The organism is Pyxidicoccus caerfyrddinensis, from assembly GCF_010894405.1.
GTDB lineage: Bacteria > Myxococcota > Myxococcia > Myxococcales > Myxococcaceae > Myxococcus > Myxococcus caerfyrddinensis.
Map to the genome: position 1 here is coordinate 186,717 of NZ_JAAIYA010000010.1, position 22,365 is coordinate 209,081.

General features: G+C 71.3%; 7 protein-coding genes (1 of these 7 cut by a window edge). 2 read left to right on the forward strand and 5 right to left on the reverse strand.

Features of this window, described 5'->3' with window-relative positions; all coding sequences use genetic code 11:
- Together G4D86_RS24910 and G4D86_RS24915 are read left to right on the forward strand one after the other, a co-directional pair.
- On the forward strand, positions 1 to 17,505 hold the 3' portion of the coding sequence (locus tag G4D86_RS24910) for a non-ribosomal peptide synthase/polyketide synthase (RefSeq protein ID WP_163996512.1). It extends 25,797 nt beyond the left edge of the window; only the last 17,505 of its 43,302 coding nucleotides appear in the window; its start codon lies off the left edge, out of view; it ends in the stop codon at positions 17,503 to 17,505.
- Positions 17,506 to 17,749: 244 nt separating this feature from the next.
- On the forward strand, positions 17,750 to 18,208 hold the full coding sequence (locus G4D86_RS24915; protein ID WP_163996513.1) for a hypothetical protein: 459 nt from the start codon (positions 17,750 to 17,752) through the stop codon (positions 18,206 to 18,208).
- A 50-nt stretch (positions 18,209 to 18,258) separates the two neighbouring features.
- On the opposite strand, the gene G4D86_RS24920 is transcribed toward G4D86_RS24915, so the two are convergent.
- The 5 genes from G4D86_RS24920 to G4D86_RS24940 form a co-directional block, all read right to left on the reverse strand.
- Entirely contained in the window at positions 18,259 to 19,350 is a 1,092-nt protein-coding gene (locus G4D86_RS24920; protein WP_240360461.1) for an alpha/beta fold hydrolase, read from the reverse strand.
- 132 nt (positions 19,351 to 19,482) lie between these two features.
- Complete coding sequence (locus G4D86_RS24925) at positions 19,483 to 20,286, reverse strand: DedA family protein (RefSeq protein WP_163996514.1); 804 nt, start codon at positions 20,284 to 20,286, stop codon at positions 19,483 to 19,485.
- A 16-nt stretch (positions 20,287 to 20,302) separates the two neighbouring features.
- Positions 20,303 to 21,298 (reverse strand): hypothetical protein, encoded by a 996-nt coding sequence (locus tag G4D86_RS24930; RefSeq protein WP_163996515.1) that lies wholly within the window; start codon positions 21,296 to 21,298, stop codon positions 20,303 to 20,305.
- 28 nt (positions 21,299 to 21,326) lie between these two features.
- Entirely contained in the window at positions 21,327 to 21,797 is a 471-nt protein-coding gene (locus G4D86_RS24935; protein ID WP_163996516.1) for a Crp/Fnr family transcriptional regulator, read from the reverse strand.
- A 37-nt stretch (positions 21,798 to 21,834) separates the two neighbouring features.
- A complete protein-coding gene (locus G4D86_RS24940; RefSeq protein ID WP_163996517.1) occupies positions 21,835 to 22,350 on the reverse strand; it encodes a gamma carbonic anhydrase family protein in 516 nt (171 codons plus the stop codon).
- Positions 22,351 to 22,365 lie beyond the last annotated feature (15 nt).

Here is a 22,365-nt window from a genome sequence, read left to right on the forward strand (position 1 = left end):
GGCCTCATCGGCACGGTGGAGAGCGGCCTGCAGCGCATGCGCGACATGCGCGACGCGGACGTCGACGAGGTGGCCTGCCTCATCGACTTCGGCGTGGAGACGCCGGTGGTGCTGGACGGCCTGCGTCACCTCGCCACGCTGCGCGAGCGGATGGAGGCCGAGGCCACCGTCCGCCAGGAGCAGGTGCTGGTGGAGAGCAGCCAGGGCGTGGGCGAATTGCTGGAGCTGGCGCGTCAGTCCGGCGCCGTCCTCCTGCACACGTCCGCGCGGCTGGCACGCACGCTGACGGAGCAGCCGAAGGCCCGTGAGTCGCTGGCCCCGTTGAGCGCCCTGGTTCTCGAAGGCGCGTCGGCGGAGCTGGCCACCGCGCTGCACCAGAGCGCGGGCGTGGAGGTGCTGCTCGCGGGTGGCGCGGTGGAAGGCGCCCTGCTGCCGAAGGCTCCGGGCGAGCGCGTGCCCGCGGGCCTCCAGGTCTGGGTGCTGGACGAGGCGGGCCTGCCCGTGCCCACGGGCGTCGTGGGTGAGCTGGCGCTGGAAGGCGCGGGCCTGCCGCGTGGCCTCTGGCGCTCGGCCGAGGAAGAGCGCCGCCGGCTGGTGCCCCATCCTACGGGTGCGTCGCGCCGCATCTACCGCACGGGTCGGCATGTCCGCCTCCGCGCGGATGGCCGCATCGAGTCCGTCAGCCTCCCTGCGATGAAGGCGCCCGTGGCTCCGGCACCGAAGGCCCCCGCGTCTCCGGCGCCCAGGGCTCCGGTGGCGCAGCAGACCCCTGCGCCTCGCGCGGTCTCGGCACAGGCCATCCCGCGCGCGCCGCGAGATCGTCCGCTGCCGCTCTCCTTCGTGCAGCAGCGGTTCTGGTACCTCCAGCAGTTGGAGCCGGCCAGCGTGGCCTACAACAACGCGTCCAACTTCCGCCTCACGGGCGCGCTGGACACGGCGGCGCTCCAGGCGGCGCTGGACGAGCTGGTCCGTCGGCACGAGGTGCTGCGGACCACGTACACGCTCGCGGACAACGGCGTCGCGGTGCAGATCATCCAACCGGGTGGCAGCCTGCCCATGCCGCTGGAAGAGGTGCACGGCGCCACGCCCGAGGAACTCGAGGCGGCGGTGATTCGCCGCTGCCAGGAGCACGCCGGCCTTCCCTTCGACCTGGAGAAGGGCCCGGTGGTGCGCGCGCTGCTGCTGCGCGCGGGGCCCGAGCACCACGTGCTCAGCCTCATCCTCCACCACGCCGTCTCGGACGCGTGGTGCAACATGGTGCTCGCGCGCGAGCTGACGGTCCTCTACGCCTGCTTCGGCGCGGGCATTCCGTCGCCGCTGCCCGAGCTGCCCGTGCAGTACGCGGACTACGCAGTGTGGCAGCGCCAGTACCTGGAAGGCGCGGTGCTGGAGGAGCAGCTCCGCTGGTGGAAGGACCAGCTCTTCGGAGTGCCGGCGCTGGAGCTGCCCACGGACCGTCCTCGGCCCGCGGTGCAGTCGTACGCGGGCGGCCTCTACGCCTTCGAGTGGCCGCGTGAGCTGTCCGACCCGCTGCTCGCACTGGGCCGCCGTGAGGGCGCCACGTCGTTCATGGTGATGATGGCGCTCTACCAGTTGCTGCTGGGGCGCTACTCGGGCCAGGACGACTTCGCGATTGGCACGCCCATCGCCGGCCGCTCGCAGCCGGAGGTGGAAGGGCTCATCGGCTGCTTCCTCAACACGCTCGCCTTCCGCACGCAGCTCTCCGGGGCTCCGACGTTCCGCGAGCTGCTGACCCGTGTGAAGCAGCAGGCACTGGGTGCCTATACGCGCCAGGACGCGCCCTTCGAGCGGCTGATGGAGCTGCTCCAGCTGCCGCGAGACCTGAGCCGCACGCCGGTGTTCCAGGTCATCCTCAACGTGCTCAACACGCCGGAGCCGGATGCGACGCCGCAGTCGCTCCAGATCGGCCAGGTGGTGGTGCCCGCGAGCACCGCCAAGTTCGACCTGGGCCTGGAGGTCTGGGAGCACCGCGGCGGAATGACGGTGCGCTTCGAGTACTCCACGAGCCTCTTCGACCGCGCCACCGTGGAGCGCATGGCCGAGCACCTCACCGGGCTGGCCCGAGCCGTCGTCGCCTCGCCCGACCTGTCGCTGCCGCTCCTGCCGCTGCTGACGGAGGCAGAGCGGGAGCAGGTGCTGGTGGAGTGGAACGCCACCGCGTCGGACTACCCGCGCGAGGCGTGCATCCACCACCTGTTCGAGCAGCAGGCCACCCTACGGCCGGACGCAGTCGCGCTGGAGTTCGGTGACGAGAAGCTCACCTACGCGCAGCTCGACACGCGGGCCAACCAGCTTGCGCACCTGTTGAAGCTGCACGGTGTGGGGCCGGATGCGTTGGTGGCCGTGTGCCTGGAGCGCTCGGTGGAGCTCATCGTGTCGCTGCTGGGCATCCTCAAGGCCGGTGGCGCGTATCTGCCGCTGGACGCTTCGTACCCGGCGCAGCGGCTGGCCTTCATGCTGGAGGACGCGCCTCCGAGGCTGCTGATTACGTCGCAGGCGCTGCGCAAGGGCCTGCCGGTGGCGGAGTCAGTGCCGTGCCTCTTCGTGGAGGAACTGCCCCTGGCCGCCCTGCCGCGCACTCGGCCGGTGTCGGGCGCTACGTCACGTCATCTGGCGTATGTGGACTTCACCTCCGGCAGCACGGGCCGTCCCAAGGGCGTCGCCGTGGAGCACCGGGGCGTCATGCGCCTGTTGCACGGGGCAAAGTACGCGCACCTGGGGCCGGAGGAGACCTTCCTCCTCATCGCTCCCATCTCCTTCGACGCCTCCACCCTGGAAGTCTGGGGTCCGCTGCTCTTCGGCGGCCGCCTCGTCGTCTTCCCGGCGCAGTCTCCCAGTGACTTGGAGCTGCTGAGCACGGTGCTCACCCGTCATGGCGTCACTACCCTGCACCTCACTGCGGGCCTCTTCTCGCAGGTGGTGGACTTCAAACCGGAGAGCCTCAAGGGCGTGCGCCAGTTGCTCACCGGTGGCGACGTCGTGAGTGCCCCCCACGTGCGGCGGGTGGTGGAAGGAATGTTCATTCCGGTGACGGCCTGCTACGGCCCCACCGAGTCCACCCTCTTCACCTCCACCTACCGGATGACGGACGCCTCGCAGGTGGGCAGCGCCATCCCCATCGGCCGGCCCATTGCCAATACGCAGGTGTACGTGCTGGACGAGCACTTCCAGCCCGTGCCCCCCGGCATTCCCGGAGAGCTGTTCATCGGCGGCGACGGCCTGGCGCGCGGCTACCTGTCTCGGCCGGACCTGACGGCGGAGCGCTTCATTCCCAACCCCTTCAGCGCCATGGCTGGAGAGCGGCTCTACCGCACCGGCGACAAGGCGCGCTGGCGGGCGGACGGGGTGCTGGAGTTCCTGGGCCGCATCGACAACCAGGTGAAGGTGCGTGGCTACCGGATTGAGTTGGCGGAAGTGGAAGCCGTCCTGCTGACGCACCCCGGGGTGCGCGAGGCCGTCGCGGTGGTGCGCCAGGACACGCCGGGCGACAAGCGCCTCGTGGCGTACGTCACCGGCGACGCGGGCCCGCTCGACTCGACGGAGCTGCGCGCGTACGTGCAGGAGAAGCTGCCCGAGTACATGGTGCCCTCCGCGGTGGTGCACCTGGGCACCCTGCCCCTCACGACCCACGGCAAGGTAGACCGCAAGGCCCTGCCCGCGCCGGACGTCGCCGTCGCACAGCGTGGCCGGTACATCGCTCCGCGCACGCCGAATGAGCAGGCCCTGGCGGACCTCTTCGCGCAGCTCCTCGGAGTCAGCCGCGTCGGGACGCAGGACAGCTTCTTCGAGCTGGGTGGACACTCGCTGCTGGCCACACAGTTGGTGGCCCGCGTGCGCACCACGTTCGGCATGGAGCTGCCCCTGCGCGCCCTCTTCGAGGCGCCCACGGTGGCGGCCCTCGCCGCGCGCCTGGACTCGCGGCAGCCGGCTTCCACGGGCTCGCGGACGGTGCCGCCGCTGACGCGCGCGGACCGGTCCTCGCGGCTGCCCCTGTCCTTCGCGCAGCAGCGGCTGTGGTTCATCGGCCAGCTCGGCGCCGGGGCCAGCGCGTACAACATCCCCATGGCGATGACGCTGGAGGGCACGCTCGACGTGGCCGCGCTCCAGCAGGGCTTCGATGAGCTGGTGCGCCGCCACGAAGCGCTGCGCACCACCTTCAGCGCGGAGTCGGGTGAGCCCTTCCAGGTCATCCACCCGGCCACCTCGCTCCCCATCGAGTCCGTGGACCTGATGCGTCTGGCCGACGCCTCGCTGCGGCAGACGGAGGCCGTGCGCCTCGCCACCGAGGAGGCGCGCCGTCCGTTCGACCTGGTCAACGGCCCGCTGGTCCGCGCGCTCCTGCTCAAGGTGGAGGCAACGCGCCATCTGCTGGTGCTGAACCTGCACCACATCATCTCGGACGGCTGGTCCACCGGGGTGCTCGTGCGTGAGATGGCCGCCCTGTACGCGGCCTTCAGCCAGGGCCAGCCCTCGCCGCTGCCCGAGCTGCCGGTGCAGTACGCCGACCACGCCGTCTGGCAGCGTGGCTGGCTCCAGGGCGAGGTGCTCGACGAGCAGCTCGGCTACTGGCGCAAGCAGCTCACGGGCGCGCCTGCGCATCTCGAGCTGCCCACGGACAAGCCGCGCCCGCCGCGTCAGTCCTTCCAGGGTGCGCCGATGCCGCTCAACCTCTCGCGCGAGCTGAGCGAGGCAGTGGAGTCCCTGGCGAAGCGCGAGGGCGCCACGCCCTTCATGCTCCTGCTCTCGGCCTTCCAGGTGCTGCTGTCCCGGTACTCCGGGCAGGACGACATCTCGGTCGGCTCGCCCATCGCCGCCCGGCGCCACGCCGAGGCCGAGGCGCTGATCGGCTTCTTCGCGAACACCCTCGTGTTGCGCACGCGCCTGCAGTCCGGCGCCACGTTCCGCGAGCTGCTGGCCCAGGTGCGGGAGACCACGCTCGGTGCGTACGAGCACCAGGACGTGCCCTTCGAGAAGCTGGTGGAGGACCTGCAGCCGGCGCGCGACCTCAGCCGCACACCGCTCTTCCAGGTCATCTTCGCGCTCCAGAACGCGCCGATGCCGGAGCTGTCCCTGCCCGGCGTGTCGATGCGTTCGATGGAGCCGGAGCACGGGCTCATCCGCTTCGACCTCGAGCTGTCCTTCCACCGCACCGAGGACGGCTTCCACGGCGGCTTCAACTACGACACGGCGCTGTTCGAGCGCATCACCATGGCCGGCATGGCCGAGCACCTCCGGGTGCTGCTGGAGGCCGCTGTCGCGTCACCGGACCTGCCGCTGTCCCGACTGCCCCTGCTCACCCGCGACGAGCGCCACCAGGTGCTGTCCGCCTGGAACGACACCGCGGTGGACTACCCGCGTGACACGCCCGTGCACGTGCTCTTCGCGCGGCAGGCGTCCCGCGCTCCCGGCGCCGTGGCCCTGGCGTCCGGCTCGCGCACCCTCACGTACGGCGAGCTGGACGCGCGGTCGAACCAGCTCGCGAACCACCTGCGCGCGCTGGGCGTGAGCCCGGGCGCCCGCGTCGGTCTGTGCATGGAGCGCTCGCCGGAGCTGGTCATCGGAATCCTCGGCATCCTCAAGGCCGGCGCGGCGTACGTGCCGGTGGACGCCCACCATCCGGCGGAGCGCATCACCTGGATGCTGCGCGAGGCCGGCGCCAACGTGGTCCTCACGCAGCAGTCCATGGTGGACGGACTGCGTGAGGTCAGCGGTTCGCGCGTCCTGCTCGACGCGGAGTGGAACGCCATTGCTTCGCGTCCGGCCACCGCGCCGGACGTGTCGGTGGGTGCCGAAGCCCTGGCCTACGTGATGTTCACCTCGGGAAGCACGGGGCGCCCCAAGGGCGTCTGCGTGCCCCACCGGGGCGTGGTGCGCCTGGTCCAGGGAAGCCGCTTCATGCGCTTCGGGCCCGAGGAGGTCATCCTCCAGCTCGCGCCCGCGGCGTTCGATGCGTCGACCCTGGAGCTGTGGGGCGCGCTGCTGCACGGAGCGCGGCTGGTGCTCGCTCCGGCCGGGGTCCTGGCACTGGAAGACCTGGCGGCGCTGCTCGTGCGCGAGCGCATCACCACGCTGTGGCTGACGGCGGCCCTCTTCGAGCAGATGGCGCTGAACCAGGGCGAGGCACTGGCCCGCGTTCGCCAGGTGCTCGCGGGCGGTGACGTGCTGCCCGTGCAGCGGGTGCGCGAGCACCTCGCGCGGCTGTCCCCGGGCGCCGTGCTCATCAACGGCTACGGCCCCACGGAGAACACCACCTTCTCCGCCACTCACACCCTGCGCGCGACGGACGACGTGGGCCGCTCGGTGCCCATCGGCCGGCCGCTTTCCAACTCCACCGCGTACGTGCTGGATGCCTCGCTCCAGCCGGTGCCTCCGGGAGTGCCCGGTGAGCTGTACGTGGGCGGAGACGGCCTCGCCTGGGGCTACCTCAACCGCGCGGACCTCACGGCCGAGCGGTTCGTGCCCCACCCCTTCGCCTCCACCCCCGGCGCGCGGCTGTACCGCACCGGAGACCAGGTGCGCTGGCGCGTGGACGGCACGCTCGAGTTCCTGGGCCGCACCGACTTCCAGGTGAAGGTGCGTGGCTTCCGAATCGAGCTGGGAGAAATCGAAACCGTCCTCCGCCAGTTCCGCGGTGTGCAGGAGGTGGTAGTCCTGGCCCGCGAAGACGTGCCCGGCGACAAGCGCCTGGTGGCGTACGTGGTGCCCTCGACTCCGGGCGTGGACCCGGAGGCCCTGCGTGCCTTCGTCCAGCGGCAGCTCCCCGAGTACATGGTGCCCTCCGCCTTCGTGGAGCTGGGCACCCTGCCCCTCAACGCCAACGGCAAGGTGGACCGCAAGGCGCTCCCCGCACCGGAGGCCCCGGCCACCGCCGAGGGTCAGTTCGTGGCGCCGCGCGACGAGTTGGAGACGCGGCTCGCCGCCATCTGGGCGGAGGTGCTGCGCGTGGAGAAGGTCGGCATCAACGACGACTTCTTCCGGCTCGGTGGGCACTCGCTGCTGGCCACGCAGGTGGTGTCGCGCATCCGCGCCTCGCTGGACGTGGAGCTTCCGCTGAGTGAGCTGTTCTCCGCGCCCACCGTGGCAGGCCTCGCGGCGCGCCTCACCTCCGCCCGGGGCACGCGTGCTCCGACGCTTGCCCGCGCGGCGCGCACAGGGGAACTGCCTCTGTCGTTCGCGCAGCAGCGGCTGTGGTTCATCGACCAGCTCCACCCGGGCAACTCGCTCTACAACGTGCCGCTCGCCCTGCGGCTGGACGGCGTGCTGGACGAGGCCGCGCTCCAGCGCAGCTTCGAGGAGCTGGTGCGCCGTCACGAGTCACTGCGCACCACCTTCCGCACCGAGGCGGGCCGGCCCGTCCAGGAGATCCGCCCGACGCTGTTCGTGCCGCTGCAGAAGGTGAACCTGTCGAAGATCGACGAGGAAGACCTCCGGCAGGCCGAGGCAGTGCGCCTGGCGACCGAGGAGTCCCGCCGTCCGTTCGACCTGCACCGCGGCCCGCTGATGCGCACGCTGCTGCTGAAGCTGAGCGCGCGCGAGCACGTGCTGGTGCTCCACCTGCACCACATCGTCTCCGACGGCTGGTCCATGGGCGTGCTCGTGCGCGAGATGACCGCGCTCTACGAGGCCTTCCGCCGGGGCCAGCCCTCTCCGCTGCCGGAGCTGCCGCTGCAGTACGCGGACTACGCCCTCTGGCAGCGCGACTGGCTGCAAGGCGCGACGCTGGAGGCCCAGCTCGCGTGGTGGAAGGAGCGGCTTGGCGGCGCGCCGCATGCGCTGGACATGCCGACCGACAAGGCGCGCCCGGCCGTCTTCTCGCACAAGGGCACGACGCTGCCGGTGCGGCTGCCGCTCGGGCTCACGCAGAAGGTGGAGGCCATGGCCCAGCGCGAGGGCGTGACGCCCTTCATGCTGTTGCTGGCCGTGTTCCAGACGTTGCTGCACCGCTACTCGGGACAGGACGACCTGCTGGTGGGTTCGCCCATCGCCAACCGCAACCAGGGGGCGACGGAGGGCCTCATCGGCTTCTTCGTGAACACGCTGGTGCTGCGCGCGCGCTTCAACCCGGCGCTCACCTTCCGCGAGCTGCTCGCGCAGGTGCGTGACACCACGCTGGGCGCCTTCGAGCACCAGTCCGTGCCCTTCGAGAAGCTGGTGGAGGAGCTGCAGCCCGAGCGTGACGCGAGCCGCACGCCGCTCTTCCAGGCGATGTTCGCCATGCAGAACGCCCCGGTGCCGGAGCTGGTGCTGCCGGAGCTGTCCGTGCGTCCGGCGGACGTCGAGGACACCGGCGTGGCCCTGTACGAGTGGAGCCTGGACCTGTTCCGGCCTCCGGAGGGCTTCGTCGGAACGCTGAACTACAGCACCGACCTGTTCGAGGCCTCCACCGCCACGCGTCTCTTCGAGCACTTCCGCCAGCTCCTGGAAGGCGTGCTCGCGCGGCCGGATGCCCGGGTGGATGGCCTGCCGCTGCTCGCGTCCGATGAGCGCCAGCGGCTGCTGGTGGAGTGGAACGGAGTGAGGGAAGAGCTGCCTCGCGACGCCCGCGTCCACGCGCTGTTCGAGGCACAGGTCGCGAGGACGCCGGATGCTCCGGCCATCGCGGCCGGCGGAACGACGGTGACGTACCGCGAGCTGGATGCGCGGGCGAACCGTCTGGCGCAGCACCTCCGGAAGCTCGGCGTGGGGCTGGAGACGCGGGTCGCGGTGTGCGTGGAGCGCTCGGTGGAGCTGATGGCCGCGCTGCTCGGCGTGCTGAAGGCGGGCGGCGCCTACGTGCCGTTGGATCCTGAGTACCCGGCGGAGCGGCTGTCCTTCATGCTGGAGGACAGCGGCGCGCGCGTGGTGGTGTCTCGCGGTGCGCTCCGCTCGAAGCTTGGAGAGGCCACCGGGTGCGTCTGGGTGGACGTGGACGCGGTGCCGGACACGGGTGACGTGCCCGCTACCGGCGCCGAGGTGCCTCCCGAGGCGGCGGCGTACGTGCTCTACACGTCGGGCTCGACAGGCCGTCCGAAGGGCGTGGTGGTGCAGCACCGCTCGCTGGTGAACTTCACCCTCGCGGCGCACCGGGCCTTCCCGGTGGAGCCGGGTGACCGCGTGCTCCAGTTCGCCTCCATCAGCTGGGACACCAGCGCGGAGGAGATCTACCCGTGCCTCACGCGCGGCGGCACGCTGGTGCTGCGCACGCCGGAGATGCTCGACGCGCCGGACGCCTTCCTCGCGAAGGTGGAGGCGGCGGGCGTCACGCAGCTCAACCTGCCCACGGCCTTCTGGCACGAAGTCACCGCGAGCCTCGACGCGGGCAAGGCGCGACTCCCCGCGGGCCTCAAGTGGGTGGTCATCGGCGGCGAGCGGGCGGCGCCCGAGCGCGTGGCGCAGTGGCGTCAGCACGTGGGCAGCACGGTGCCGCTGCTGAACACGTATGGGCTCACGGAGGTGACGGCGGTGGCTACCTCGGTGGACCTGGCGTGCGCGTCCGAGTCCGTGCAGGACGGGCGCGAGGTCTCCATCGGCCGGCCGCTGACGAACGTGCTGCTGTACGTGCTCGATCAGGATCTCGTGCCGGTGCCGACGGGCGTCATCGGCGAGCTGTTCATCGGCGGCGAGGGCGTGGCGCGCGGCTACCACGGGCGTCCGGACCTGACGGCGGAGCGCTTCGTCCCGAGCCCCTTCGGGAACGGAGAGCGGCTGTACCGCACGGGAGACCAGGCCCGCTGGAGGCGCGACGGGGGCCTGGAGTATCTCGGCCGCGGCGACACGCAGGTGAAGGTGCGGGGCATCCGCATCGAGCTGGGCGAAATCGAGGCCGCGCTCCGCGCGCAGGCATCGGTACGCGACGCGGTGGTGCAATTGCGCGAGGACGTCCCCGGCGACAAGCGCCTGGTGGCGTACGTGATTCCGTCCGAGGGTGCCGACTCCCTGGACGTCACGGACCTGCGAGCCGCGCTGCGCAAGCACCTGCCCGAGTACATGGTGCCCGCGGCCTTCGTGGCGCTCACCGCCCTGCCCCTCACGCCGAACGGCAAGGTGGACCGGAAGGCGCTGCCCGCGCCGGAGGCCTCGCAGCTCCGGTCCTCGGCGGCCCATGAGCCGCCCGCGACGCCGGTGGAGGCGCGACTGGCGGAGCTGTGGAAGGAGCTCCTGCGCGTGCCCGCGGTGGGCCGTCGGGAGAGCTTCTTCGAGCTGGGAGGCCACTCCCTGCTCGCCACGCAGTTGGTGGCGCGCATCCGCTCCGCCTTCGACGTGGAGCTGAGCCTGCGCAGCCTCTTCGAGGCGCCCACCGTGGCCGCCCTCGCGGAGCGCATCCAGTCCGCGACGGCGGGCACCCAGCTTCCCGCGCTGACGCGCACGGGCGGCGAGGGCCCGCTGCCGCTGTCCTTCTCGCAGCAGCGCCTGTGGTTCCTGGACCAGCTCCAGCCCGGCAGCGCGCTCTACAACATGCCGTCGGCCCTGCAGCTGTCGGGGACGCTGGAGCTGTCCGCGTTCCAGCGCGCCATCGACGAACTGGTGCGCCGGCACGACTCGCTGCGCACCACGTTCCACTCCGAAAGTGGTGAGCCCTTCCAACTCATCCACCCGGCCACGTCGCCGAAGGTGGAGGTGGTGGACCTGTCGGGCCTGCCGAACGCGGCCTACCGTCAGTCCGAGGCCATGCGGCTCGTGAACGAGGACGCGCAGCGGCCCTTCGACCTGGCCACGGGCCCTCTGCTCCGCGTCACCCTGCTGAAGCTGGAGCCGGCCGAGCACGTGATGCTGCTGTGCATGCACCACGTCATCTCCGACGGTTGGTCCATCGGCGTCCTCGTCCGCGAGCTGGTCGCGCTCTACGAGGCGTTCCGTCACGGTCAGCCCTCGCCGCTGCCCGAGCTGCCGATGCGGTACGCGGACTTCGCCCTCTGGCAGCGCGGCTGGCTGCGGGGCGAGACGCTGAAGGCGCAGCTCGGTTGGTGGAAGGAGCAGCTCGAAGGCGCGCCGCTCGCGCTGGAGCTGCCCCTCGACAAGCCGAGGCCGCCGACGCTGACGCATCGGGGCGCGTTGGTCCCCGTGCACCTGTCGCCCGCGCTCAGCCAGGCGCTGGAGGCCCTGGCACAGCGCGAGGGCGTCACGCCCTTCATGCTGCTCCTGGGCGCCTTCCAGACGCTGCTGCGGCGGTACTCGGGACAGGACGACGTGCTGGTGGGCTCGCCCATCGCGGGCCGGCGTCACGCGCAGACGGAGGGCCTCATCGGCTTCTTCGTCAACACGCTGGTGCTGCGTGCGCGGTTCGCTCCGGCGCTCACCTTCCGTGAGCTGCTCGCCCAGGTGCGCAACACCACCCTGGGCGCTTACGAGCACCAGGACATTCCCTTCGAGCGCCTCGTCGAGGAGCTCCAGCCCGCGCGAGACCTGGGGCGCACACCGTTGTTCCAGACGTTCTTCGTCCTGCAGAACACGCCGGATGCGGAGCTGTCGCTGCCGGAGCTGACGCTGCGAGGCCTGGGGGCGGAGACGACGGCCAGCCGCTTCGAGCTGGAGCTCAGTCTCATGCGCGCACCTGCCGGTTACCAGGGTGCGCTGGTCTTCAACACGGACCTGTTCGAGCACTCCACCGCGAGCCGTCTGGCGGACCACCTGCGCCTGTTGCTGGAGGGCGCCGTGGCTCGGCCTGATGTGGCCCTGTCCGCGCTCCCGTTGCTGACGGAGGGAGAGCGGCAGCAGGTGCTGGTGGAGTGGAACGCCACCGCGTCGGACTACCCTCGCGAGGCCTGCATCCACCACCTGTTCGAGCAGCAGGCGACGTTGCGGCCGGACGCGGTGGCGCTGGAGTTCGGCGACGAGAAGCTCACCTACGCACAGCTCGACATGCGGGCCAACCAACTGGCGCACCTGTTGAAGCTGCACGGCGTGGGGCCGGATGTGCTGGTGGCCGTGTGCCTGGAGCGCTCGGTGGAGCTCATCGTGTCGCTGCTGGGCATCCTCAAAGCCGGTGGTGCGTACCTGCCGCTGGACGCCTCGTATCCGGCACAGCGGCTGGCCTTCATGCTGGAGGACGCGCCGCCCAGGCTGGTCCTCACGTCACGGGCTCTGCGTTCCAGCTTGAGCGTGACGGAGTCGGTGTCGTGCCTCTTCGTGGAGGAACTGCCCCTGGCCGCCCTGCCGCGCACGCGGCCGGTGTCCGGTGCCACGTCCCGCCACCTGGCCTACGTGGACTTCACCTCCGGCAGCACGGGCCGTCCCAAGGGCGTGGCCGTCGAGCACCGGGGCGTCATGCGCCTGCTGCACGGGGCGAAGTACGCGCACCTGGGGCCGGAGGAGACCTTCCTCCTCATCGCTCCCATCTCCTTCGACGCCTCCACCCTGGAAGTCTGGGGCCCGCTGCTCTTCGGCGGCCGCCTCGTCGTCTTCCCGGCCCAGTCGCCCAGTGACTTGGAGCTGCTGAGCACGGTGCTCAAGCGGCACGCCGTCACCACGCTGCACCTCACCGCGGGCCTCTTCTCTCAGGTGGTGGACTTCAAGCCGGAGAGCCTCGAGGGCGTGCGCCAGTTGCTCACCGGTGGCGACGTCGTGAGTGCCCCCCACGTGCGGCGGGTGGTGGAAGGAATGTTCATTCCGGTGACGGCCTGCTACGGCCCCACCGAGTCCACCCTCTTCACCTCGACGTACCGGATGACGGAAGCCTCGCAGGTGGGCAGCGCCATCCCCATCGGCCGGCCCATCGCGAATACGCAGGTGTACGTGCTGGACGAGCACTCCCAGCCCGTGCCCCCTGGCATTCCGGGAGAGCTGTTCATCGGCGGCGACGGCCTGGCGCGCGGCTACCTGTCTCGGCCGGACCTGACGGCGGAGCGCTTCATCCCCAACCCCTTCAGCACTGTGGCTGGAGAGCGGCTCTACCGCACCGGCGACAAGGCACGCTGGCGTGCCGACGGGGTGCTGGAGTTCCTGGGCCGCATCGACAACCAGGTGAAGGTGCGTGGCTACCGGATTGAATTGGCGGAAGTGGAAGCCGCGCTGCTGACGCACCCCGGGGTGCGCGAGGCGGTGGCGGTGGTGCGCCAGGACACGCCGGGCGACAAGCGCCTCGTCGCGTACGTCACCGGTGACGCCATGGCGACGGAGCTGCGCGCCTACGTGCAGGAGCGGCTGCCCGAGTACATGGTGCCCTCCGCGGTGATGCATTTGGGCGCCCTGCCCCTCACGACCCACGGCAAGGTGAACCGGGCGGCGCTGCCCGTCCCGGATGCCTCGGCGGCGTCGACCCAGCAGTACGTGGCGCCTCGCACGGCCACGGAGGAACTGCTGGCCGAGCTCTTCTCGAAGCTCCTCGGCGCGGCACAGGTCGGTGTGAACGATAGCTTCTTCGAGCTGGGCGGCCACTCGCTCCTGGCCACGCAGCTGGTCGCCCGCATCCGGGCGACCTTCAGCGTGGAGCTGCCCCTGCGCGCCCTCTTCGAGGCCCCCACCGTGGCGGCCCTCGCGGAGCGCATCGGCAGCACGACGGTGGGCACGCGCATGCCGCCGCTGGTCCGGGCTCGCACGGAAGGCCGTGTCCCGCTGTCCTTCGCGCAGCAGCGCCTGTGGTTCCTGGATCAGCTCCAGCCGGGACAGGCGCTCTACAACATGCCCTCCGCGCTGCGCCTCACGGGCACGCTGGAGCGGGCCGCCTTCGAGCGCGCCTTCGCGGAGCTGGTGCGCCGCCACGAGTCACTGCGCACCACCTTCCACTCCGAGGGCGGAGAGCCCTACCAGGTCATCCACCCGGCCACCTCGGGTCCGCTCCAGTTCGTGGACCTGAGCACGCTGCCCTCCGAGCAGCGTCAGTCCGAGGCCCTGCGAGTCGCCACCGAGGACGCGCAGCGGCCGTTCGACCTGGCCACGGGCCCGCTCCTGCGCGTCACGCTGGTGAAGCTGGAGCCGGCCGAGCACGTGCTGCTGCTGTGCATGCACCACAGCATCTCCGACGGCTGGTCCATGGGCGTCCTCGTCCGCGAGGTCGCCGTCATGTACGAGGCCTTCCGTCACGGCCAGCCCTCGCCGCTGCCCGAGCTGCCGGTGCAGTACGCCGACTACTCCGTCTGGCAGCGCACGTGGCTGCGCGGCGAGACGCTGAAGGCGCAGCTCGGCTGGTGGAAGGAGCAGCTCGGCGGAGCACCGCACGCGCTGGACCTGCCCACCGACAAGCCCAGGCCCGCGACGCTCACGCATCAGGGCGCGGCGGTGTCCATGCACCTGCCGTCCGGGCTCGCCCAACGCGTGGAGGCGCTGGCGCAGCGCGAGGGTGTCACGCCCTACATGCTGCTCCTGTCCGCGTTCCAGACGCTGCTGCACCGTCACTCGGGACAGGACGACGTGCTGGTGGGCTCGCCCATCGCGGGCCGGCGCCATGCGCAGACGGAGGGGCTCATCGGCTTCTTCGTCAACACGCTGGTGCTGCGTGCGCGGTTCGCTCCGGCGCTCAGCTTCCGCCAGTTGCTCGCCCAGGTGCGCAACACCACCCTGGGCGCGTACGAGCACCAGGACATCCCGTTCGAGCGCCTCGTCGAGGAGCTCCAGCCCGCGCGAGACCTGGGCCGCACGCCGCTGTTCCAGGCCCTGTTCGTCCTGCAGAACACGCCGGACTCGGGCATGTCCCTGCCGGAGCTGACGCTGCGAGGCGTGGACGTGGAGTACACGGCCAGCCGCTTCGAGCTGGAGCTGAGCCTCACGCGCACGCCGGACGGCTACCGCGGTGGCCTCATCTTCAGCACCGAGCTGTTCGAGCGCTCCACGGCCGAGCGGCTCCTGGCCCACCTCCAGCTCCTGCTGGAGGGCGCGCTCGAAGCTCCGGACGCTCCGCTCTCCACGCTGTCGATGCAGACGGCCGAGGAGCGGCGGCAGGTCCTGGTGGAGTGGAACGGCGCGGCGGCCGACTTCCGTCGCGACGTCTGCTTCCACACGCTCGTCGAGCAGCAGGCCCGCCGCACGCCGGAGGCACCCGCCGTCCAGCTCGGTGACGCCGTGCTGTCCTACGCGACGCTCAACGCGCGGGCCAACCAGCTCGCCGCGCGGCTGCGCTCGCTGGGCGTCGGACCGGACGTCACGGTGGGCCTGTGCCTGGAGCGCACGCCCGAGGCCATCATCGCCCTGCTGGCGGTGCTCAAGGCCGGGGGCGCCTTCGTGCCCATCGACCCGGCGGCGCCAGCGCAGCGCAAGTCCTTCGTTCTCCAGGACTGCGGCGCGTCCGTCCTCCTCACCGTCCGGCACCTCGCGGACGCGTGGAGGTCCGACGTCCGTCACCTGCTCTGCCTGGACTCGGAGGCGGCGCGACTGGCGGACCTGCCCGGGCACGATGTGCCGTCTTCCGCCACCGCGGAGAACCTGGCCTACGTCATCTACACGTCGGGAAGCACGGGCACGCCGAAGGGCGTGATGGTGCAGCACCGCTCCGTGCTCCACCTGCACGAGGCCACGGCCCGGACGTTCTACGCGGGTCTGCCCCAGGGACTGCGGGTCAGCCTCAACGCGCCGCTGTTCTTCGATGTGTCCATCGAGCAGCTCATCCACCTCGCGGATGGGCACTGCCTGTGCCTGCTGCCCGAGGACACTCGCAAGGACCCGGAGGCGATGCTCGCGTGGCTGGAGCAGCAGCGCGTGGACGTGCTCGACTGCACGCCCGCGCAGCTCACGCTCCTCGTCCAGGCGGGACTGCTGGAGCGCACACACGTGCCGCGCATGGTGGTCTGCGCGGGCGAGGCCATGGACCTGTCCCTCTGGCAGCCGCTCTCTCGCACCCGGCGCACGCGCACCATCAACGCGTATGGCCCCACGGAGGGCACCGTGTACGCCACCACGTGGTGTGTGCAGGACTCGTCCGTCGCGGTGCCAGTCATCGGCCAGCCGCTGCCCAACACCCGGGCCTACGTCCTGGATGAGCAGCTGCGGCCCACGCCGCCAGGCGTGCCCGGGGAGCTGTACCTCGCGGGCGAGGGCGTGGCGCGCGGCTACCTCGGCCGGCCCGCGCTCACCGCGGAGCGCTTCGTGCCCGACCCGTTCAGCACCGGACCCGGTGCGCGCCTGTACCGCACCGGCGACAAGGCGCGCTGGAGGCAGGACGGCACGCTGGAGTACCTCGGCCGCCTGGACTTCCAGGTGAAGGTGCGCGGCTACCGCATCGAGCTGGGCGAAATCGAGTCCGCCCTGCGCACGCACTCCGCCGTGAAGGACGCGGTGGTGTTGGCGCGGGAGGACGTGCCCGGCGACAAGCGGCTGGTTGCATACGTCGTGGCGGCTCCGTCCGCCGAGCCGGCCACGCAGGCCCTGCGGGCCCACCTGCAGCAGCGCCTGCCCGAGTACATGGTTCCCGCAGCCTTCGTGCCCCTGGCCTCGCTGCCGCTGACGGCGAACGGCAAGGTGGACCGCAAGGCCCTGCCCGCGCCGCGCACCAGCGACACGCCGACTCCGTCCCACGTGGCGCCGAGGGATGCGCTGGAGCTGCTGCTGGCCCGTACGTGGGAGAAGGTGCTGGGCGTGCAGCCGGTGAGCGTGCGCGGCAACTTCTTCGAGCTGGGAGGCCACTCGCTGCTGGCCGTGCGCCTCGTGGCCGCCATGCGCGAGGCCACGGGCCGGCAGCTCCCGCTGGCCGCGCTCTTCCAGGCCCCCACCGTGGAGCAGCTCGCGACCCTGCTGCGCGGTGGAGACGCGGCGACGTTCTCACCGCTGGTGCCCTTCGGTGCGCCCGCGACGGGCACTGCCGCGCCGTTCTTCTGCGTCCACCCGGTCGGCGGCAACGTGCTCGCCTACGCCGAGCTGGCGCGGCTGCTCGGAACGGAACGTCCGTTCTACGGCCTGCAGGCCCGGGGGCTGGACGGCAGTGCTCCGCTCGGCACCGTGGAGGAGCTGGCCGCCGAGTACGTGAAGGCGCTGCGTGGAGTCCAACCGTCCGGGCCCTACCACCTGGGCGGCTGGTCGATGGGCGGCGTCATCGCCTACGAGATGGCGCGGCAGCTCCGGGCGAGCGGCGAGCAGGTGGCGCTGCTGGCGTTGATCGACTCCTACGTCCCGGCGGTGACGGTGGCGACGGAGCCGGAGCCGGAGCCAGACCGCGTGCAGCTCGCGCTCATGTTCGCGAGGGACTTGATGGGCGCGTCGCTCGCGGACCTGCCGCTGGACCTGGAGGGGCTCGTGGGCCAGGAGCCGGACGCGGTGCTGGAGCGGCTGCTGCAAGCGGCGGCCAGCGCGGGCGCCCTGCCGCCGGGCATGGATGCCGAGCACCTGGGCGCGCTGTTCCGCGTGTTCGAGGCCAACCTCCACGCCTCACGGCGCTACGAGGCCCCGGCCACCGAGGGCCGCGTGGTGCTCTTCAAGGCGCAGGACGCGGAGGGCCTGCCGCAGGACGGCGGTTGGTCCGCACTGGTAGGCGGAGCGCTGGAGCAGCACCTGCTGCCCGGCGACCACTACAGCCTGCTGCGGCAGCCGGGAGTCGGCGCGCTGGCGGAGCGGTTGCGTGAGGCGCTGAAGAACGCGCGCTGAAGTGAATCGAGGGGCCGCGCAAGCCTGGCCGGATTGCGCGGTCCCTCCTGGCAAGTACAGGAGGAGCCACCCCGGACCACCTTCCACGGCTGGTGGTAGAGTGGGTCGCGGAGGGCACGTACGGCCCCCGGAGAGCCGACACATGCGGGATGGGAGTGAGGCGAGCTACCGGGTTCGGCGCATTGCGCGGCGAGCGGCGCCTGGCCCGGCCTTGACGCTCTCCAACGAGCGCATCTGGCGCAAGATGCAACGCCGTTCCATCGGGAGCGCAGCCTTCTTCGTCCTGGCGATTGGCGCGCTCGTCTACCGGAAAGCCTCAGCGCGGTTCGGCGCACTCGTGCCGGCCGTCTTCCTTGCAGCGCTCGTGGCGGTGCCCTTCGCCGCCATCCGCATCCAGGGGCGGAAGGACGAGCGCGGTGAGGACGGTGACCTCGAGACGGAGGCACCCGCTCCGGCCATCGAGAGTCAACTGCTGGCTGGCACGCTCTCTCCGGGCGATCTGGTCTACGAAGACCAGCACTGGACGACGCTCCTGGAGAGCATCCGATTCGGAGAGGCCGCCGGTGATGTCGACGCCAAGGCCCGTCGCGCCGCGCGACTCAGGATGACCCTCTACATCGTGCTGGGCGTCGCAGCAGCGCTTCCGCTCATCGGGCTCATCGCGAACAGCGGCGACGTGCTCCAGTGGCTCATTGACGACTGAGCGAGGGGCCGGAGCTGCTCCGGGTCTCTTCGGCCTCCTCCCTCTTCAGGCTAGGGCGCCGTCCGCGCCGCGGGCGTCACCGTCGCCCCGAGGAATCGGGTGACCTCCTCCAGCAGCAGCCCGCGTCCCCGCTCCGGCCGGTCCAGGTGCACGAAGTGCGTGGCCTCGGGAATCACGACGACCTTCACCTCCGCCGCGCGCTCCAGGTGCTCCTGCATTCGCATCACGTCCTCGGGCCGACTCCAGAAGTCCTTCGCGGAGCGCAGGATGAGGACGCGCGCGGTGATGGAGGCCGCGTCCCAGAGCTGCCGTCCGGTGGCAAGGTAGAAGCTATCCTCCAGCGCTCCCGACGGCGCACGGAACGCAAGAGGCGTGCGCGAGCCCGACAGTGAATCACTCGCGAGCGCCTCACGCTGAATGGCCTCCGCCACGGCCGGATTGCGCCACTGCGACTTGTCCTCGGTGGGGATGCTCCGGTCCCAGACTCCGAGCAGCGAGGCCGCCGTGTTCCACCGGTACGCCTCCAGCCCCTCGGCATTGAAGTGGCCGGGCCGCTTCGGGTCCTCGAAGTCCGTGCCGCGTCCGAGCATCTTGTGCTCGGCGCTCCCGGCGTAGAGCGAGTTGAGGACGACCAGGTGGCTGACCTCCTCGGGGTGGAGGCTCGCGTACATGCCCGCCCAGTGGCCACCGGTGGCCCAGCCGAGAATCGCGACCTTCGCCTTCCTCGTGCGCTTCTTCACGAAGTCGACCACCGCGCGCACGTCGCGGACGACCTCGTGAGAGCTCACGAGCGGGCGCCCCGACGCGGGCACGCTCATCGCCTTCGGCCGCGTGGAGCCACCGTAGCCCCGCGCATCCATGACGTAGACGGCGAACCCCGCCCGCGCGAGGTCCGCCGCGAGCGAGCCACCCTCGACGGGCAGGTCGAACGAGGCGCGCCCCGGGACTCGCGCGCCGTGGAGGAGGATGACGGGCGGCAGCGCTGGAGCCTTCGTCGCGGTGTCACGCACCTCGCGGACGGAGAGCGTCACCCCCGGCTCTCCGGGCACGCGCAGCTCCGCGCGTGACACCTCGGCCCGGGCGTTGCCCGCGAGCAGCGCTCCCACCAGGAGCAGGTTCCGAATGACGTGCTGGATGCGCACCGTGGCCTCCTTGCAGGACGGTCCACGGATACTGACAGAAGGCCGTGCGGCGGCAGCTACCGGGACACCCGCCGCACCAGCTGGCCGCCGTCGCGGGTATTGCGACCGGCGGAGTCGTCCATCGCCCCGAGGCTACGTCTTCTGCAGCGCTCCGCGCACGGACTCGGAAGCAACCACCTTCTCGGAGCCCGAGGCCGCCGAAGCGACCTCCTTGAACAGGGGCTCATTCTTGCCCGTCGCCGAGTTGCGCGAGGACGAGGCCACCGGCTCCTGGACGCGGGCGGCGACGGCCACGGGCTGTAACGCCGGGGTGACCGGGGCCACCTTGCGGCGACGGCGGTACAGGACGTACGCGGCGACACCCGCCGCCAGCACGCCCATGACGACGTACTGACCTTCCTTGAACTTGTCGATGAGGGTGTCCAGTTCGCTGCCGAAGTGGAAGCCGAGCCACACGAAGATGGGCGCGGACAGCAGCGCCGCGAGCCCGTCCCAGAAGATGAACCGCCAGTAGGACATGCCCACGGAGCCGGCGGTGAAGTACGTCACCGCGCGCACGCCGGGCATGAACCGGGCGATGCAGACGATCTTCTGCCCGTGCTTCGTGAACAGCCCTTCCACCTTGGCGCGCTTCTCGGGCGTGACGATGCGCGCGAAGAAGCCCTTGCTGGCGCCCTCGTCGCGGCCCAGCTTCCCGCCCAGCCGGCGGCCAGCGAAGAAGATGAGGCTGTCACCCGCGAGGATGCCGGCGAAGCCCACCGCCATCATCACCGGCAGGCTGGCGGCGCCCTTGTGCGCCAGGAAGCCGCCCAGGATGAGCGAGATGTCCTCGGGAAGCGGAATGCCCAGACCGCAGGCCACCAGGATGCTGAAGACGGTGGCATAGGCGACGAAGCCCTGTGCGTCGCCAAGCATGTGGGTGAGGAGTTCTTGCACGCGTTGTCCCGTCCGTTCACTTCCGGAGAGCCTGTCCGGGATTTACCCGGTTCAGCCCATCCAGCGCCCAGGCATCAACCGGGCGCGGGTCGTCAAAACTCCGGGCCAGGGCCTTCAAACCGAAGTACCCCTGGCGGCCGGCCGCCTCGTAGGCCGCTTCCTGGGCGCCCGTGGCCATCAATGCCAGCGCCCGGCTCAGCAAAGCCACCCCGTACTCCCCCACCGTCGCCTCCCCCGCTCCTGCTCCTCGGGCCTCGCGGAGTGCCACCGCGCCGCCCGTCCACCTGCTCTCCAAGCGTGCACCCATCCGGGACGAAAGCACTCCCCGGGCGAGCTCCCTGACGACAGGCTCCATCTCCGGCCGCCGGGTAGCAGGTCCCACCACCAACACCCACCCGCGCCCCGTCTCCACCCGCCGGATGCTGCCCTCGGCGTCGAGCAGATTAACCACCACCTCCAGAGGCGGCTTGCCTTCCGGCAGGCCCAGGAGTCGCGCCGCCTGTTGAAGGGGTGCATCCAACAGGGGCAGCCAGGCACGCTGTTCCGCGCGGTACAGCTCCAGCGTCTCCGCCCGGAGCGAAGCCACCGGCCACTCGGCCTCCACGCGGGCCAGCAGCGCCTCCAGCCCGTCCAGTCCGCGCGCCGCTCCGGAGGCCTGGGGCCCGCCCATGAGCCGGGCCAGGTAGTCCTCCACCGGCACGGGGTGCGCGTCGAAGAAGGCCTGGGCCTGCGCCACCACCGCCGGGGAGGCCGCCACCAGCGCCTCGCGCACGCGCGTGCGGGCCGGGCCGTAGCGGAAGGCGGGCACCGGGTGCTCGCGGTAGCGCGAGCCGGCGTCGTAGCCCACGCGGTTCAGCAGCGCGAACAGGGTGAAGACGCGGCCGTCGGCCCTGACTTCGACGCCGCCGGCCGAGTACACGCTGGAGAACCAGTCCTCCGCCCCGGGCCCCTGCGCGAGCGCGGGCCTGGAGGCCCCGAGCAGGATGAAGATGACCAGGAGGGGGACACGCATGGGCGTGCCCGACGCTAGCACGGGGCCGTCAGGCGGCCGGGGCCTTTCCGACGAGCGTGCGCAGCATGTCCCGGTTGTCGCGCGCCTTCTGCCCGAAGTGGGCGACGATGCCCATCAACAGCTTCACGCAGGCCTGCGGCTTCGAAGCCAGGAGCTTCTGGAAGTCCGAGGCGCGAATCTCGAGGGCCGAGACATCGGTGGCGGCGGTGGCGGTGCACAGCCGCTCGCCCTTCTGCACGAGGGCCAGCTCCCCCAGGGGCTCGCCCGCGCCCACCTCGCCGAGGGGCACGTCGTCGCCCGAGGCGCTCTTCGCGCTCAGCCGCACGGTGCCCTCGCCGACGATGAGGAGCGACTCCCCCGTCTTGCCCTCGGTGAAGAGGGCGGTGCCCTTGGGGAACGCCCGGGGCACCGCGACGCCGGCGAAGATCTGGATGCCGGTGTCGGTGAAGCCCTTGAAGATGGGGCACGCCTTCAGGGTGGTCGCGGGCACTAAAGCCATGCGGAAATTCCTAACACGGGGCGCACGGGCCCGCGAGTCAGCGGCTCGCGCGGTGCTCGGCGGCGAGCTGGACGTAGTGCTGGGCGGAGAGGAGGAGGAACTGCCGTTCCTCGTCTGTAATCGGCCGCTTCACCTTGCCTGGAGAACCAACGACCAGCGAGCCCGGGGGCACTTTCGTCCCGGGAGTCAGCAGCGCCCCGGCGCCGATGATGCACTCGTCCCCCACCTCGACGCCGTCCATGAGGATGGCGCCCATGCCCACCAGCACGCGGTTGCCCACCACGCAGCCGTGCAGGATGACCCGGTGGCCCACCGTGACGTCGTCGCCCACGTGGGTGGCGTGCAGCTCGGTGGTGACGTGCACCATGGTGAGGTCCTGGATGTTGGTGCGCTTGCCGATGCGGATGGGATTCACGTCCCCGCGCAGCACGGCGTTGAACCAGACGGAGGAGTCCTCGCCCAGCTCCACGTCGCCCACCACCTGGGCGGAGTCCTCCACGAAGCAGCTCGGATCCACGCGGGGGGTCACCCCGCGGAACGGCCTCAATGCCATGACGTCACCTCGAGT